The organism is Finegoldia magna (assembly GCF_003182075.1).
Classification (GTDB): domain Bacteria; phylum Bacillota; class Clostridia; order Tissierellales; family Peptoniphilaceae; genus Finegoldia; species Finegoldia magna.
Map to the genome: position 1 here is coordinate 33,972 of NZ_QGTH01000016.1, position 15,148 is coordinate 49,119.

12 protein-coding genes are annotated in these 15,148 nt (G+C 32.3%); 8 read left to right on the forward strand and 4 right to left on the reverse strand.

Annotated features, from left to right (window positions below; genetic code table 11):
* Nucleotides 1-7: 7 nt before the first annotated feature.
* The 3 genes from DES33_RS07130 to sufU are packed head-to-tail and all read left to right on the forward strand — an operon-like array spanning nucleotide 8 to nucleotide 2,739.
* On the forward strand, nucleotides 8-1,057 hold the full coding sequence (locus DES33_RS07130; protein WP_110058521.1) for a SufB/SufD family protein: 1,050 nt from the start codon (nucleotides 8-10) through the stop codon (nucleotides 1,055-1,057).
* Nucleotides 1,047-2,297, forward strand: coding sequence for a SufS family cysteine desulfurase (locus DES33_RS07135; RefSeq protein WP_110058522.1), 1,251 nt, complete (start codon nucleotides 1,047-1,049; stop codon nucleotides 2,295-2,297). The genes DES33_RS07130 and DES33_RS07135 overlap by 11 nt, the downstream gene beginning before the upstream one ends.
* Entirely contained in the window at nucleotides 2,284-2,739 is a 456-nt protein-coding gene (gene sufU / locus DES33_RS07140) for a Fe-S cluster assembly sulfur transfer protein SufU (protein WP_012290426.1), read from the forward strand. Before DES33_RS07135 ends, sufU begins: the two co-directional genes overlap by 14 nt.
* A gap of 119 nt (nucleotides 2,740-2,858) precedes the next feature.
* On the opposite strand, the gene DES33_RS07145 is transcribed toward sufU, so the two are convergent.
* Nucleotides 2,859-4,094 (reverse strand): 2,3-bisphosphoglycerate-independent phosphoglycerate mutase, encoded by a 1,236-nt coding sequence (locus tag DES33_RS07145; protein WP_110058523.1) that lies wholly within the window; start codon nucleotides 4,092-4,094, stop codon nucleotides 2,859-2,861.
* 18 nt (nucleotides 4,095-4,112) lie between these two features.
* The gene (locus tag DES33_RS07150; protein ID WP_110058524.1) at nucleotides 4,113-5,561 is read right to left on the reverse strand and encodes an SLC13 family permease; all 1,449 of its coding nucleotides are present in this window, start codon (nucleotides 5,559-5,561) and stop codon (nucleotides 4,113-4,115) included.
* 130 nt (nucleotides 5,562-5,691) lie between these two features.
* Here DES33_RS07150 and DES33_RS07155 point away from each other — a divergent pair, with 130 nt between their 5' ends.
* A complete protein-coding gene (locus DES33_RS07155; protein ID WP_110058525.1) occupies nucleotides 5,692-6,591 on the forward strand; it encodes a LysR family transcriptional regulator in 900 nt (299 codons plus the stop codon).
* Between the two features lie 49 nt (nucleotides 6,592-6,640).
* Here the strand turns inward: DES33_RS07155 and DES33_RS07160 are convergent, their stop codons facing one another.
* Nucleotides 6,641-7,150, reverse strand: a complete 510-nt coding sequence (locus tag DES33_RS07160; protein ID WP_094205425.1) for a hypothetical protein — start codon at nucleotides 7,148-7,150, stop codon at nucleotides 6,641-6,643.
* Between the two features lie 80 nt (nucleotides 7,151-7,230).
* Complete coding sequence (locus tag DES33_RS07165) at nucleotides 7,231-8,352, reverse strand: FAD:protein FMN transferase (protein ID WP_110058526.1); 1,122 nt, start codon at nucleotides 8,350-8,352, stop codon at nucleotides 7,231-7,233.
* 130 nt (nucleotides 8,353-8,482) lie between these two features.
* On the opposite strand from DES33_RS07165, the gene glmU reads away from it, so the two are divergent.
* Genes glmU through DES33_RS07185 form a run of 4 tightly spaced genes read left to right on the forward strand, consistent with a single transcriptional unit; the run spans nucleotide 8,483 to nucleotide 14,915 of the window.
* Nucleotides 8,483-9,847 carry a bifunctional UDP-N-acetylglucosamine diphosphorylase/glucosamine-1-phosphate N-acetyltransferase GlmU gene (gene glmU, locus DES33_RS07170; protein ID WP_110058527.1) on the forward strand — a complete coding sequence of 455 codons (1,365 nt, stop codon included), beginning with the start codon at nucleotides 8,483-8,485 and terminating at the stop codon, nucleotides 9,845-9,847.
* A gap of 15 nt (nucleotides 9,848-9,862) precedes the next feature.
* Entirely contained in the window at nucleotides 9,863-10,435 is a 573-nt protein-coding gene (gene pth / locus DES33_RS07175; RefSeq protein WP_094205428.1) for an aminoacyl-tRNA hydrolase, read from the forward strand.
* On the forward strand, nucleotides 10,432-13,938 hold the full coding sequence (gene mfd / locus DES33_RS07180; protein ID WP_110058528.1) for a transcription-repair coupling factor: 3,507 nt from the start codon (nucleotides 10,432-10,434) through the stop codon (nucleotides 13,936-13,938). The genes pth and mfd overlap by 4 nt, the downstream gene beginning before the upstream one ends.
* A gap of 11 nt (nucleotides 13,939-13,949) precedes the next feature.
* Entirely contained in the window at nucleotides 13,950-14,915 is a 966-nt protein-coding gene (locus DES33_RS07185) for a peptidylprolyl isomerase (protein ID WP_110058529.1), read from the forward strand.
* Nucleotides 14,916-15,148: the final 233 nt, after the last annotated feature.

Genomic DNA, 15,148 nt, shown 5'->3' on the forward strand with positions numbered 1-15,148 from the left:
GTTGTATATGGAACAAATTAAAGGCAATAAACTGGGATTTAAAACTTTCAAATATTTGAAAGTTAACGATACAGAAATCAATCTTCCAGATATAGATATAAAAGAATACAGAATAGACTCAGATCCAATAGAATCATTAGACAACAAAGATTTTGGCGTATGCCAAGAAGCTTTGGATATGAACGAAAAATCGGGAAATCTATTCAAAAAATATAGAACAGAAGAAAATCAAGTAAAAGATTTCGGAGTTATCGATTTGGTAACTGACAGAGAATATGATATTTTGTTGGATACTCACAAAATTGTAGCCGAAAAGAACTCAAGCTTAAGAGTTGTACTTGATTATAGAGACAATGACGACAATAAGAAATTCAGAAGTTCAGTAATAGAAATCAATGCTAAAGAAAACAGCAATGTGGAAGTTTTTGTTATTCAAACAGAAAAGAACACTACAGCATTGGAGTCAGTTATATTAAACTTAGATGAAGAAAGTAACGTCATCCTAAGCCAATACGAATTAGGAAGCAAGGACAATTATGTCAATACTAAAGCTAATTTGAATGGCAAACATTCTAACTTGGATATCAACAGTATTTACTTCACACATGGAGATAATTCATTGAATATGCTTTATGAAATCAATCATTTCGGCAAAGAATCCAAATCTTCATGTATCGTAAATGGTGCATTAAAAGAAACATCTTATAAAAACTTCAAGTCAACTCTTGATTTCAAAAAAGGATCCATGGGATCTACAGGAACAGAAGAAGAATACGCAGTATTGTTATCAGATGATGCAAAAAGCTTGTCAGTCCCAATACTTTTAGCAGGAGAAGACGACGTTATAGGTAATCACGCAGCAAGTGCAGGTAAGATAGATGCTGATATGCTATTTTATATAATGAACCGTGCTATATCCAGAGATGTAGCTGAAAGTATGATAGTTGAATCCAAATTTAGTGAATCATTAAGCAGATTAGATGACGAAAACTTGGAAAATAAACTACTTTCATTAATCAGAGAAAAAATGGCAAAGAGGGAATTGGATGTTAGATAAAAAGCAAGTAGAAGATATAAGAAAGGACTTTTTGTATTTGAATAAAGAATACAAAAATCCGATAGTTTATTTGGACAATGCAGCTACCAGTCAAAAACCAATTCAAGTTATAGATAGCGTAAGTGAATTTTACAAATACGAAAATGCAAATCCTCACAGAGGAGCTCACACATTGAGCGTTTTATCTACAGATGTTTACGAATCTGGAAGAGAAAAAATCGCCAAATTCATCAATGCAGCAGATACTTCAGAAGTAGTGTTCACAAGAAACACCACAGAATCTTTAAATTTATTAGCTTATTCGTACGGCTATAATAATTTAAAAGAAGACGATGAAATAGTCATATCAATAATGGAACACCACAGTAATTTAGTAACTTGGCAGGAAGTGTGCAAGAAAACTAAGGCTAAACTAAAATACTTGTATGTTGACAAAGAAAATATGCAATTGGATTTTGAAGAATTCAAGAAAACAATCACTGAAAAAACGAAAATTTTCTCAATAACACAAGCATCAAACGTAGTGGGAACTATGCCTGAAGTTGAAAAAATGATAAAATACGTCAAATCAGTTAACAAAGATTGTATATGTATCGTGGATTCTGCACAATATATTCCACACAATAAAGTTGACGTACAACAATTAGGTTGTGATTTCTTAGTATTTTCAGGTCACAAAATGCTTAGCATAATGGGAGTTGGAATACTTTATGGAAAGAAAGAATTATTGAACAACTTAAAGCCGTTCTTGTACGGTGGAGATATGATTGAATATGTGTTTGAAGATAAATCATCTTACTTGGATGCGCCAGGAAGATTTGAAGCAGGAACACAAGATGTAGGAGCGGTAAAATCATTAATAACAGCGATAGATTACATCGAAAAAATTGGAATAGAAAATATTAGAGATTATGAAAAAGCATTAATGGATTATGCTTATGACAAAATCAAACAAAAATCCGACATCATCGATGTATACACAACAAGTGACACTCACAGATCTCCAGTTTTAGATTTTAACTTCAAAGAAGCTCACCCACATGATGTTGCAAGTATTATGGATAGTTACGGAATTGCAATTAGAAGTGGACACCATTGTGCACAACCACTTCATAGATATTTGAAGACAAATTTCTCATGCAGAGCAAGCTTTGCATTCTATAATACATTTGAAGAAGTTGACTTTTTCATTGAACATCTTGAAGACGTAAGGAGATTGATGAGAATTGGAACTAGGTAGTTTATATACAGAATTAATATTGGAAAAAAGCAGGGATAAATCAAACAGACGTGAATTGGAACATCCAACTCATTGTGAGTTGGGACACAATCCAAGCTGTGGAGATGAAATCACATTGCAACTAAAAGTTCAAGATGATACAATCGAAGACATTGCATACACTGGAATGGGATGTGCTATATCACAAGCATCCACATCCATAATGTGCGATGTAATCAAAGGTAAATCTGTAAATGAAGCAATAGATTTGTGCAACAAATTCATCTCAATGATAAAAGGAGAAATCACTGACAGAAAAGAACTAAAAGTTCTGAAAGATGCAGTGTGCTTCCAAAGCATATCCACATTACCAGCAAGAGTAAAATGTGCCGTTCTTTCATGGTACACATTAAAAGATATGCTTGAAAACGACAAATCAGAAGGTTCATTTATTCCTGATTAATAGACAATAAAATAGATAATAAATTTTTAACTGGTGAAACATGTGTTTCATCAGTTTTTTTATTAAGCAATTAAAAAGCCCTTCCATCCTTAAATTGGATTTTGGGGCTAATATTTAAATTAGTTACCTTGTTTTTTGGTTTTTTCTAAAAAGTCGTATAGTGTATTGGATAAATCCTTACCTTTGAATCTACAAAGTCCACCGTAACTACACGAAATTTCATCAAATTTTGTAACTCTGTCTTGTCTAATTCCAGGACCTGCTATTAAAACTGGAACAGGATCACCACTGTGTTCCATTCTTTCGCATGGAGTAGAGTGGTCTGCTGTAACGGCTATTATTGTGTTTTCTAAATTAGCTTCTAATAAAAGACCAATAAACTTATCAAAAACCTCAACTGCCTGTGCTTTTTTCTCAGGATTTCCATCGTGACCAAAAAGGTCTGTTGCTTTTAAGTTTACTAAGACAAAGTCATGATCTTTCAGTGCATCAATCGCCATTTGTGCCTTTGCATTAACATCTGTGTCAATGTTTCCTGTCATTGTTGAAGCTGTTAATGCTGTGAAACCAGCCAATCGAGCGACTCCCAAGACTGTTCCTTCGGCAGCTACACAAGCTCCTTTAATATTTAGCTTTTCAGAAATTTTTTCCAAGTCAGGCATTATTCCAGCCCCTCTTGTAAGAATAAAGTTAGCAGGTAAAAGTCCTTTGGAAATTCTTTCTTCATTCACAGGATGTTTTGATAAAATTTCATTTGCTTTTAGTAAAAATTTGTTCAAAATTTCGGCTGTAAATATTGAATCAGGTTTTCCGTCCTTTGATTGACATTTTTTGTAACTAACATTATCTCCTGCAATTTTTGGGTCAGTGTCAGTAATATTTGCAGATAATCCTGGTCCTCTTAAAATCAAAACTGCTCTGTGTTCAGTTGCTTCTTTAAAAATAATTTTTATCCCATCAATTTCTATGTTATTTAATGATTGAGCTAATAGATTAGTGTTCTCTCTAATTCTTCCAGCTCTTCTATCAACAACGCAAAGATCATCATTTACAGTAGCGAAATTAGATCTAAAAGCAACATCACCAGCTTGTAATTCAATTTCTCTACCAAAAGCTTCAATTGGTCCACGACCTGGATAGTCTTCCAATCCATATCCAAATAAAATCATGTGGCCAAGATCTGTTCCAACAGGAATTCCCGCACCAAGAACATCCATTATTCCTGTTGTTCCCATAGATGCTAATTTGTCTAAGTTTGGTGTAGATGCATATTCTAAAGGAGTCTTGCCTCCTAAAATTTCACATGGTCTGTCACCAACTCCATCGGCAACAGCTAATATAACTTTTTTATTCATATAATCTGCTTAACACAATTAAAATATTATTTGATAATAAGTGAAGTACAACAGTGAAATAACAACTGATCCAATAAAGCAAGTTATTAGACCAAGTTTAAGTTCATCTTTCACATCAAAGTAACCAAGACTCAAGTATAATGCATTCACCTTTGAGTGAGGTGGTAGAGTCAACGTATAAGCTATACCAAACGAACAAGCCATTGCCAAAGGAACTGGATCAATGTTCAAAGATTTTGCTAAAGTTATAATTGTTGGAATCAAGATTGTTGCCCTAACTGTCTTCGTTGTAAAGATTAAGTGGCTGAAAATAGTTATAAATATAAGTATCACAGCAACAAGATTAGGATTTAAAGTGTTAAGACCGATTTTTTCAACAAAGTTTTGAATAACAAAACTTGCTCCGCCAGAATCATTAAATGCATTTCCGATTGCATAAGCTCCAGCTGAGAAAATCATTAAATTCCATTTTATGTTTGCTTGTTTCCAATCAATAACGCCGACTTTAGGAAGAAGGCATAAAAGCATACTTAACACTGCAGTTTGTTCAGTTGAGATACTAAAACCAAATAATTTTTCTTGATAGTCACCAGTTGCCCAAGAAAGTAGGGTAAGAGCAAAGATGATAGCTGTTTTCTTTTCAGCAATAGTCATTGGTCCTAGTTCTTTTAATTGCTGTTTCAAAATTTTTTTAGTTGATTCTCCACCTATATTTAAGTCTTTAATGTGATACATTTTGTAGCCAATTAGAAAAGCTATAAAAGCTGTAATTAAAGCTTGTGGCATAGATCCTAAAAGCCAATCCATATATCCTAAGTTTGATCCAGTCATCTTGTTGATAAAACCAACAGCTAAAAGCTGACTAGAAGTCGCTGTAATAACCATAGAAGTTGCTAAGTGGTTGTTCATAACTCCTTGCAAAGTTATCAATCTACCAAAATTGCTTTCTCCAGGTACTTGTTTATAGATTTCTAATAAAATCATAATTATTGGAGTGAGCAACGCAGCTCTGGCACTTGTTGATGGAATGAAAAATGCTAGGATAAAATTAACTAACATAAGTACAATAAGTGTTCCTTTAGGAGTCTTGCCAAATTTTGTAAGCATAGATAACGCAAGACGCTTGCCAAGATTTGTTTCGTTAATGGCAGAAGTTAATACGAATGCAGCTACCATCAACCAGATAATATCATATCCCAAAGCTCCAAATGTAACTTTTTGTTTTTCGACTGCTCCTATCATAGGCAAAATCAAAATTCCAATTATTGAAGTTTGATAAATTGGAATAGGCTGAGCTACCCACATTATTAGAGCAAACACAAAAACTGCTAGAGATTTTTGTGCCTCTGGACTCATGCCATTAGGAGTAGGCATCAACAGTAGTACAAAAAATAATATTACAGCAACGATACCGCCGATTTTTGCACCAGTTGAAGCTTTTTTCTTACTTGGTGATTTCGTTTTCATAAGAATTACCAACCTTTCTAAATTTGTTACGTTAATTATATTACACAAACATATATAACACAATTCTATTTTACTTTGATATCAATAACTATATGTTATAATAGACTTAGAAAAAATCAGAGGTGAAAAAATGGATATTAGCAAATTAGAATCTTTTTTAGTTTTGGCAGAATGTAAAAGCTTTACTAAAACGGCTGATCTTAGATATTTGTCTCAACCAGCAATAAGCAAACATATAGATAGTCTAGAACAAGAGTTAGGTGTATATTTGTTTGATAGAAATGGAAAAACTGTAAGCCTGACAATTCAAGGAGAATATTTTATAAAATATGCAGAAGCTATAGTAAGGACATATCAAAAATCTCAAGAACTTATTAAGCAAATTGAAGACCTAAACCAGGGAACTCTATATTTTGGTTCAACAAATTTTATTGGAATTTATTTGATGCCTAAGTTTATTAAAATTTTTCAAGACAAATATCCAAATGTTAATATTAATATGACAGTAGGTTCGTCAAAAGATTTGTTTAAAAAGCTAGAAAAAAATGAAATTGAATTTGTATTTTTGTCTCATTATGTAAAAATTGACACAAACAAATATATTTCCAAGCCATTTTTTACAGATGAAATGGTGTTGGTGGTAAGTACCAAAAACAAACTGGCAGAAAAATGTACATGTAGTCTCTCAGACATAAAAGATCAAGTATTTATTACAAAATCACAAACATCTTCTCTATATAAATTTTTAGAATCTTGCGTTATTGATGTAAAATTTAAAAAAGAACTTATAATAGATAATCAAGAGGCAATAAAAAAAGCAGTTGTAGAAAATGCAGGAGTTTCTATTATGTCGAAAAAATCGGCTCAACTAGAAGAGGAAGCTGGACTAATAAAGTGCATAAAAATTGAAGATTGTGATTTCAAAAGACAAATAAATCTAGTTTATGATAAAAATTTACACATAACCCCAGCAGGCCAAGCCTTTTTTGATGTCTTGGATACCTTTAATAATCTTGAATTAGGAAAATAAAAAAGAGATAACTCATAATGAGTTATCTCTTAATTTAAATAATCAATTATTAGAAAGCTTTGAATCTTTCTACTTTATCCTTGTCGATTCCATGTTTTTCATTATAAGTCATTTTTGTTGTACTAATCATGAATGGAACGCCATCGATTTTACGAGCTTCTAAGAAGTTTACAACTTTTGTGTAATCTCCTGAATTTTTTCCACCTTTTTTCATTATTTTCATAATTGAATATGGGTGTTCTGGTTCTTTGATTGTGATTAGTGAAGAATTTGGTTTATCGAATGCTTTTTGAACGATATCTTCGAATTCTTCTGTGTCGATACCAGGAATTAAATAGTATTCAGCATCTTCGTCCATGCTTTCTAGTCCTTTAACTTGAATTGATTTGAATTGTTTCTTAGCAATTCCCATCATAATAGCTAATAATTGTCTGATTCCTGTTGATCTATGTCCTGAAATAATAATATTTTCGTGGTTTTCAATTGCTTTTTCGATGAATTCTGCTTGTTGTTCATCTAAAAACTCTGAATCCACAAATCTTTTTATCATTGGGTGCATAAAAATCCTCCTTATGTTTGATTTAATAACAATAATATTCTATCACATATTCAACAAAATATCATACTATTTTAATAATTCTACTGTTCTAGTTCCATAATGTCTTTTAAGCCGTCAGTGTATTTGATGTCGTTGTTTTCTAATACCCAAAATGCTTCAACTCCATCGATAGAGTCTACCAATTTTCTACCTTCTTCGTAATTCATAACGAAAACTGTTGTAGATAGAAAATCTGCAAGTCCAGAATCTTTTGTGACGATTGTTACTGATTTAAAATGATCTGCTGGATTTAGTGTATCTGGATCAATTATGTGATGGTATTTTTTGTTGTTGTAAACGTAAAATCTTTGATAATCACCACTTGTAACCATAGATGTTGTTTCTGGTATTTTCAAGATTGCGACGTATTGTTTGTCTGGCTCTTCATTCAAATTAGGATTTTGGATTGCAACTACCCAGCTGTCTTTTCCTTTTATAATTGGTTTCCCAATTGTTCTGACGTTTCCACCTGCTGAAATAATTCCTGATTTTAGTCCACGTTTTTCTACTTCTTGGGCTATTTTTTCTGTGGCATATCCTTTTGCAGTGGCTCCCAAGTCTAGTCTTGAATCTTTATCTTTCAAGAAAACTGTGCTGTTTTGTTCATCCAAAACGATGTTGTCGATACTTGTGTGAAGATTCTTTTCTTTCAAAACATCTGCTGATGGTATTTCAATTTTTTTCTTTTCAAGAGCGTTGTCTCGGTACTGTTTCCACAAATCAGTTACAGAACCAAATGCGATGTTTGTTTTCTTATTGTATTTGGAATAATCTTCTACTGACCATTTGATTAAATCAAACAAATCCTTGTCGACTTTTACAGGTTTAACTCCTGCGTTATCGTTGATTGTCTTCGCATTATCCACGCCATCAAAATTTTCGTAAGTGCTGTATAGTTTGTGAAGTCTATCAAATTCATCGTTGATAAACTTGGAATACTCATTGAATTCTTTTTCAGATTTTGTATACAAACTATATCTTATTACTGTGTCAAATTTGTCATAAAGTGTGGCTTCGTGTTTCTCAAAATCTTTAGACGAAGATTCAGCCTTTTCATTTACTTGTGGTGCTGGATCTTTTGGAACTGGTTTATTTTCACCTTTTTCTTGAGAACAGCCAACTAACATTGTTAATGTTAAAAATACTAATATAAATTTTTTCATATAATCACCACATACATTATATCAAATTTTGGAAAATAATTTGACATCTTTGACTTATTTTAATATTATATGCTTCAAAAATTCCTGTTTTATAGTATAATGGTAGTGATAATTTTTTAGGAGATGAATAATGAAGAAAGCTATTATACTTTCTGCCGGAGAAGGCACTAGAATGAAATCTCACAACTCAAAAGTTTTACACAAACTTTTGAACAAGACTATGATTGATTACGTCATGGATGCTTGTGATTTTGTGGATCAGAAAATAGTAGTCGGCGGAAATAATTACGATATTTTAAGAGAAAACTTAGATGAAAGTATTCATCTAGTAAAACAAAATATAGGAGAAAAATATCCTTATGGAACAGGATATGCCGTTAAATTATGTTTAGATGAAATAAATGACGGCGATAAAGTTATTATTTTAACGGGAGATACTCCATTAATAAAGCAAGAAACGTTGAAGAAGTTTTTTGATTTCCATGAACAACAAAATTCCGTTGCAACAGTTCTTACAAGTGAAATCGACGATCCATTTGGATATGGAAGAATTGTAAAGGACGAAAAGGGTAATTTGCTCAAAATCGTTGAGCAAAAAGACTGCAATGATGAGCAATTATTAATAAAAGAATTCAACAGCGGCATGATGATTGTAAACGGCGATGTGTTGAAGATGTCGATTGAAAAAATCGGTACAGATAATTCAAAAGGCGAGATGTATTTGACAGATATTTTCGAAATCATCAGAAATGACGGCAAAATTATCAAAACTTTTAAACATTCTGATGTAAACGAAACTTATGGAATAAACACAAAAGCTCAATTGTATTTCTGTGAAGAAATTTTAAAACAAAGAGTTAATGAAAAATACATGGAAGAAGGCGTCGTAATTTCAAATTCAGATTCTGTAATCATAGAACCATCTGTAAAAATTGGAAGGGACACTGTGATTATTGGACCTTGCAGGATTTACGGAAACACAGAAATAGGCAGTGATTGTTTGATTAAGGGCGATTGCGAAATCGTGGATTCTAAAATCGATGACAACGTGGTTATTAAATCATCATACATCGAAAATTCTGTCGTAGGAAAAAATACGGACATCGGACCTTTTGCTCATTTGAGACCAAACAGCGTTTTGAAAGAAAATGTTCATATTGGAAACTTTGTTGAAATCAAAAACTCAACTGTTGGCAATAAAACAAAAGCAGGTCACTTGGCTTATGTTGGAGATAGTGATTTGAAGGAAAATATCAACATCGGTTGCGGAGTAATTTTCGTGAATTACGATGGCAAGAACAAGCACAGATCTGTGGTTGAAGACAATGTGTTTGTCGGTTCTAATTCAAATGTGATTGCTCCTGTGACTTTGAAAAAAGACAGCTTCATTGCTTGTGGTACTACAATTACTGAGGATGTTGAAGAAGGTGCACTTTCAATTGGAAGAAGTCGCCAACAAAACAAAAAAGATTGGGTTTATAATAAAAAAAGATAGAAATGGAATGATTATATGTATTTAATCGCAGGACTGGGTAATCCAGGAAGTAAGTACGAATACACAAGACACAACGCCGGATTTATGGTTATAGATGATTTGGCAAAAAAATTGAATATTAAGGTGAACAAATTAAAATTCAAATCGTTGATTGGTGAGGGATTTATTGGAAACGAAAAAGTGATTTTGATGAAACCTTCAACTTATATGAATGATTCTGGAAAAGCTATATTGGATTGTTTTAATTATTATAATTTATCGGCAGAAAATCTCATTGTTATTTGCGATGATATTGATATTCCCTTCGGAACTATTAGAATAAAAAAGAAAGGCTCTGCAGGAACTCACAATGGGTTAAAATCCATTATATATCTTATTCAATCTCAAGATTTTGCAAGAATCAAGGTATCTGTCGGTCAAAATGACAATAATTACGATTTGAAGGATTTTGTGTTGTCACAATTTAGCAAGAAGGAATTTGAAGTTTTAAAAAAAGAAATCGACATGTCAAGTGAAGCTTGTATCAAAATAGTAGAAGAAAATGTCGATTATGCTATGAACAACTTCAATGGGAAAAGCTTGATATGAATTTTCTAACTAAAATTTACGAGGATAACACAGAATTTCAGGGATATTTAAATTCTTTATCATCGGATAATTCATCTATTTACATTCACGGTGTCATTAAGGAAGCTTTTGCAAGTTTCGTGTATGCAACATCCAAAAACATAGATAAACCTCTTGTGGTAGTTGTAGAAGACAATATGAGAGCAAGAAATTTGACAGAATATCTGAATGATATTGAAGATAATATTTGCGAATTTTTTCCAAGCAGAGAACTTAACTTGTACAATGCAAGATCACTGGATGATAATGCAGAAGATCAAAGAGTAAATGTGTTGTTCAAATTATTAAACAACGAAAAATTCATCATAGTTACCACATTTGATGCTTTAACTAAGAAAATCACGAAAAAATCTGTTGCAAAAAAATACACATTTACAATCAAAGACACTGATTTGATAAATTTGGAAGAACTTCAAGAAAAGTTGAAGGTGTTGAAGTACGAAAGAGTAGACACCATAGAATCCAAGGGACAATTTGCCATAAGAGGTGGAATTGTAGATATTTTTCCAGTACACAGCAGATTTCCTGTGAGAATTGAATTGTTCGATGACGAGATAGATTCTATGAGGTTTTTTGAAGTTTCAACTCAAAGATCAATTGAAGATTGCAAGTTCGTCGACATCATTAGTTGCAGCGAATTAATTATTGAAGAATCAAAGAAAGAATCCATTATTAATTCTATTCAGAAAAATCTGGATAAAAGGGTTAATCATCCGATTTTTGGAGAAAATGTAGACAATGTCAAGGACAAATTCGAAAAATTGATGGAATGCATCAGGAGTGATTTGGAATACGAAATAGACTTGGTATCATGTTTTCTTACAAAAAAAGATTATGATACTGTGTTTGATTATTTTTTAGATGACAGCATAATGCTGATTGAAGATTTGTCCAGATGTTATGATATTTACAAGGAAAAAGAAAAGAGATTTTTGGAAGATTTCGTGTATTTGGTTGAAAAAGGAGAAGTTTTAGCTAAACACGAACAATCTCTTATTCCTATTTCCGATATTTTGAAATTGATAAAATCAAAAAAATCTGTCAACATTACAAGTTTGGTCAAAAGAACTAGACTTATCGAATCAAATGCGATGTATCAACTTAAAACATTGGAAGCGCCAAACTTTAACAAGAATATCGACAGTTTGGTTGAAAATATCAAATCCAACAGTTTAAGGGGATTCAAGCAAATCGTGTTTGCGGCAAATGTCGAACGAAAAAACATGCTCAAGGATTTGTTCTTAACTAATGGAATTCCAACTCTTGAAGCTGAAGATTATAATGCAAATATCAAATCGTCGCAGGTTTTGATTACTCAGAAGAATTTGCCAAATGGTTTTGAAATAAAAGGTCCTAAGTATCTGATAATTACTTATAAGGAAATTTTCGGACGCGAAAAACAAATTCGAAAACGTAAGAAGAAAAAAAGTACCGGTCAGGATATTGTAAATTATTCTGATTTGAATATCGATGATTATGTGGTACACGAGAATCACGGGATTGGTCAGTACAAGGGAATTGAAAAAATCGATGTAAATGGAATACAAAAAGATTATATTGTAATTCAATATAAAGCAAATGACAGGCTGATGATTCCAACGGATCAGATGAATTTGGTCCAAAAATACATCGGCGGTGGCAACATCAAAAAGCCTTCATTAAATAAATTAAGTGGAAATGATTGGGCAAAAGCAAAGCAAAAAGCTAAGAAATCTGTCGATGAAATGGCAGATGATTTGGTTGAATTATATTCAAAAAGAGCTAAGTTAAAAGGATATCAGTTCTCTCAAGATACTGAATGGCAAAGAGAGTTTGAAGATTCATTCCCTTATGAAGAAACAGATTCTCAAGTAAGATCCATTGAAGAAATCAAAACCGATATGGAATCTGACAGACCAATGGATAGGTTATTGTGTGGTGATGTTGGTTACGGAAAAACAGAAGTTGCAATCAGAGCTTGTTTTAAAGCTATAATGGACGGTAAACAAGTTGCATTCTTAGTTCCAACGACAATTCTCGCACAACAACATTTCAATACAATTAAAGAACGATTCAGAGATTATCCTATAAGAGTTGAAATGTTGAGTAGATTCGTCTCTCCAGCACGTCAAAAACAAATAATGAAGGATGTGCAAAGAGGTCTTGTAGATTTATTGGTAGGAACTCATAGAATTCTGTCGAAGAATTTGAAATTCAAAGATTTGGGATTATTAGTAATTGATGAAGAGCAAAGATTTGGTGTGAGACACAAAGAAAAATTAAAATCCATGAGAGAAAACGTAGATGTGCTTACACTGTCAGCAACTCCAATTCCTAGAACTTTACAAATGGGTTTGACGGGAATTAGGGATATGAGTCTATTGGAAGAACCACCAGAAGACAGAACTCCGATATCAACTTATGTTACAGAGTACAATCCTAGTTTGATAAGAGATGCAATAATCAGAGAGCTAGACCGAGGTGGACAGATATATTTTGTGTATAATAGAATAGAAGATATTGATCAGATGGAATTTAAATTGAAAGAGTTGGTTCCAGAATTAAATATCGCCATTGCACACGGAAGAATGAATGAAAAAGAGCTTGAAAATGTTATGCTCGACTTCCAAGATGGGCTGTATGATTTATTATTGTGCACAACTATTATAGAAACAGGTCTTGATATACAAAATGTCAACACAATGATAATTTATAATGCAGATAAGATGGGCTTGTCGCAATTGTATCAATTAAAGGGACGTATTGGACGATCTGATAGAACTTCGTTTGCTTATTTCACATATGAAGGGCAAAAATCATTGACCGAAATTTCCGAAAAACGACTTATGGCAATAAAAGACTTTACAGAATTTGGATCTGGTTTTAAAATCGCAATGAGGGATTTGGAACTCAGAGGAGCTGGAAATCTTTTGGGAGAAAGCCAACACGGTCACATCGCAAAAATCGGTTATGATTTGTATGTGAAGCTTTTGGAACAAGCAGTCAGAGAAGCGAAGGGTGAGACTGTTTCAGAAAACAAAAATATCGTTCAAATCGAAATCAAAGTCAACGGATACATTCCTGAAGACTACATTTCTGAGAATGAAACAAAGATTGATATCTACAAAAAAATCGCATCTATTCAAGATGAAGATGATTATTCTGAAATAATTGATGAATTAATCGACAGGTTTGGAGATGTTCCTAAGCCTATCGTTAATATAATGGATGTATCTATAATAAAAGCTTTCTGTGCTAAATTATCCATTGAAAGTATAAAAGAAATAAAGGGAGAACTTTTCTTGCAATTTTCTTCTCCTGACAAAATTTCATTAGAAAAATTAAAATACTTGACAGAAAATTACAAGAAAGAAATGAGATTTGATTTGTCAGAAAAACCAAAAATCATTTTGGGATTTCAAGACAAAAATTTGAGAGATCCTATCGAAGTATTATCGATACTTTTGAAGGATAATGAGAAATAATTGGAGGAAAAATGAAGAAATTTTTAGCAATTGTATTAGCTGTGATGATGGTAATGGTAACAGGATGTTCTAAAAAACCAGACGGAGCAGTGGCAAAGATTGGCAAAGAATACATCTACCAAAAAGATGTGGACAAGGTAATGGAAGATTACAAACAATATTATGGACAAGATATTTTCAACCCTAACACTGAACAAGGTAAGGAAGCTTTGAAGCAAATCCAACCTAAAATCATTGATATGCTAATTAACGAAAAAATCGCAAACAAATTAATGAAAGATAAAAAAATTGAAGTGTCTGATAAGGAAGTTCAAGCAGAAGTTGACAAGCTTCAAAAACAATTGGGTGGAGCAGACAAATTCAAAGAACAACTTAAAAAAGAAAATATGACAGAACAAGCTTTGAAAGAACAAATCGAAAAACAATTGAAGAACAAAAAACTTTCAGGGCAATTTGAAAAAGACTTCAAACCATCTGACAAAGAAATCAAAGACGAATTCGATAAAAACTTAGACACTTATACTCAATATAATGCAGATCATATTCTTTTCTCTGGTAAGGATGACAAGGGTAAAAACTTGGACGACGCTAAGCTTAAAGCAAAATCAGAATTAGCAAACAAAACTTACGAAGAAGTAAAAGATGGTAAGAACTTCAATGAAGTTGCCAAAGTAAAATCAGAAGACCCATCAGCTAAGCAAAATTCTGGTAAATTAGGTGATTTCTTATCATCTACAATGGTAAAAGAATTTTCTGATGCATTGAAGAAAATGAAACCAGGTGAAGTTTCAAAACCTGTTAAGACAGAATTTGGATATCACATCATCAAACTTAACAGTAAAATTACTGAATTAGATAAGATGACTGATGCAAATAAACAAAATGTTAAGACAGCAATTTCCAACAAAATTATCCAAGAAAAAGTTCAAAAAGAATTTGAAAAACAAAAAAAGGATATGGGGGTAAAAATTTACTAAAATTTGATAAAAAAACGCTGTTTTTTCAGTCAAAACACTTGAAATAAAAAAAATATTACTGTATACTGTATTTAAAATAGGTTTTAACTATTTTGAAAATTTAAGACCAGCTATCAAATGTCAAGAGAGAATAAAAAATAATTTATCTTGAAATTTAAGGCATGTCAAACAAGCCTAAAAATTTAGGCTTAGAAAAATTGAATAACAACTAAATATTAGGTATGTAAGATTTG

Excerpts from the sequence above, each read along its gene's own strand:
- DES33_RS07130 (WP_110058521.1), top strand. The coding sequence starts at position 8 with ATGGAACAAATTAAAGGCAATAAACTGGGATTTAAAACTTTCAAATAT.
- DES33_RS07135 (WP_110058522.1), top strand. The coding sequence starts at position 1,047 with ATGTTAGATAAAAAGCAAGTAGAAGATATAAGAAAGGACTTTTTGTAT.
- DES33_RS07145 (WP_110058523.1), bottom strand. The coding sequence starts at position 4,094 with ATGAATAAAAAAGTTATATTAGCTGTTGCCGATGGAGTTGGTGACAGA.
- DES33_RS07150 (WP_110058524.1), bottom strand. The coding sequence starts at position 5,561 with ATGAAAACGAAATCACCAAGTAAGAAAAAAGCTTCAACTGGTGCAAAA.
- DES33_RS07155 (WP_110058525.1), top strand. The coding sequence starts at position 5,692 with ATGGATATTAGCAAATTAGAATCTTTTTTAGTTTTGGCAGAATGTAAA.
- DES33_RS07160 (WP_094205425.1), bottom strand. The coding sequence starts at position 7,150 with ATGCACCCAATGATAAAAAGATTTGTGGATTCAGAGTTTTTAGATGAA.
- DES33_RS07165 (WP_110058526.1), bottom strand. The coding sequence starts at position 8,352 with ATGAAAAAATTTATATTAGTATTTTTAACATTAACAATGTTAGTTGGC.
- glmU (WP_110058527.1), top strand. The coding sequence starts at position 8,483 with ATGAAGAAAGCTATTATACTTTCTGCCGGAGAAGGCACTAGAATGAAA.
- pth (WP_094205428.1), top strand. The coding sequence starts at position 9,863 with ATGTATTTAATCGCAGGACTGGGTAATCCAGGAAGTAAGTACGAATAC.
- mfd (WP_110058528.1), top strand. The coding sequence starts at position 10,432 with ATGAATTTTCTAACTAAAATTTACGAGGATAACACAGAATTTCAGGGA.
- DES33_RS07185 (WP_110058529.1), top strand. The coding sequence starts at position 13,950 with ATGAAGAAATTTTTAGCAATTGTATTAGCTGTGATGATGGTAATGGTA.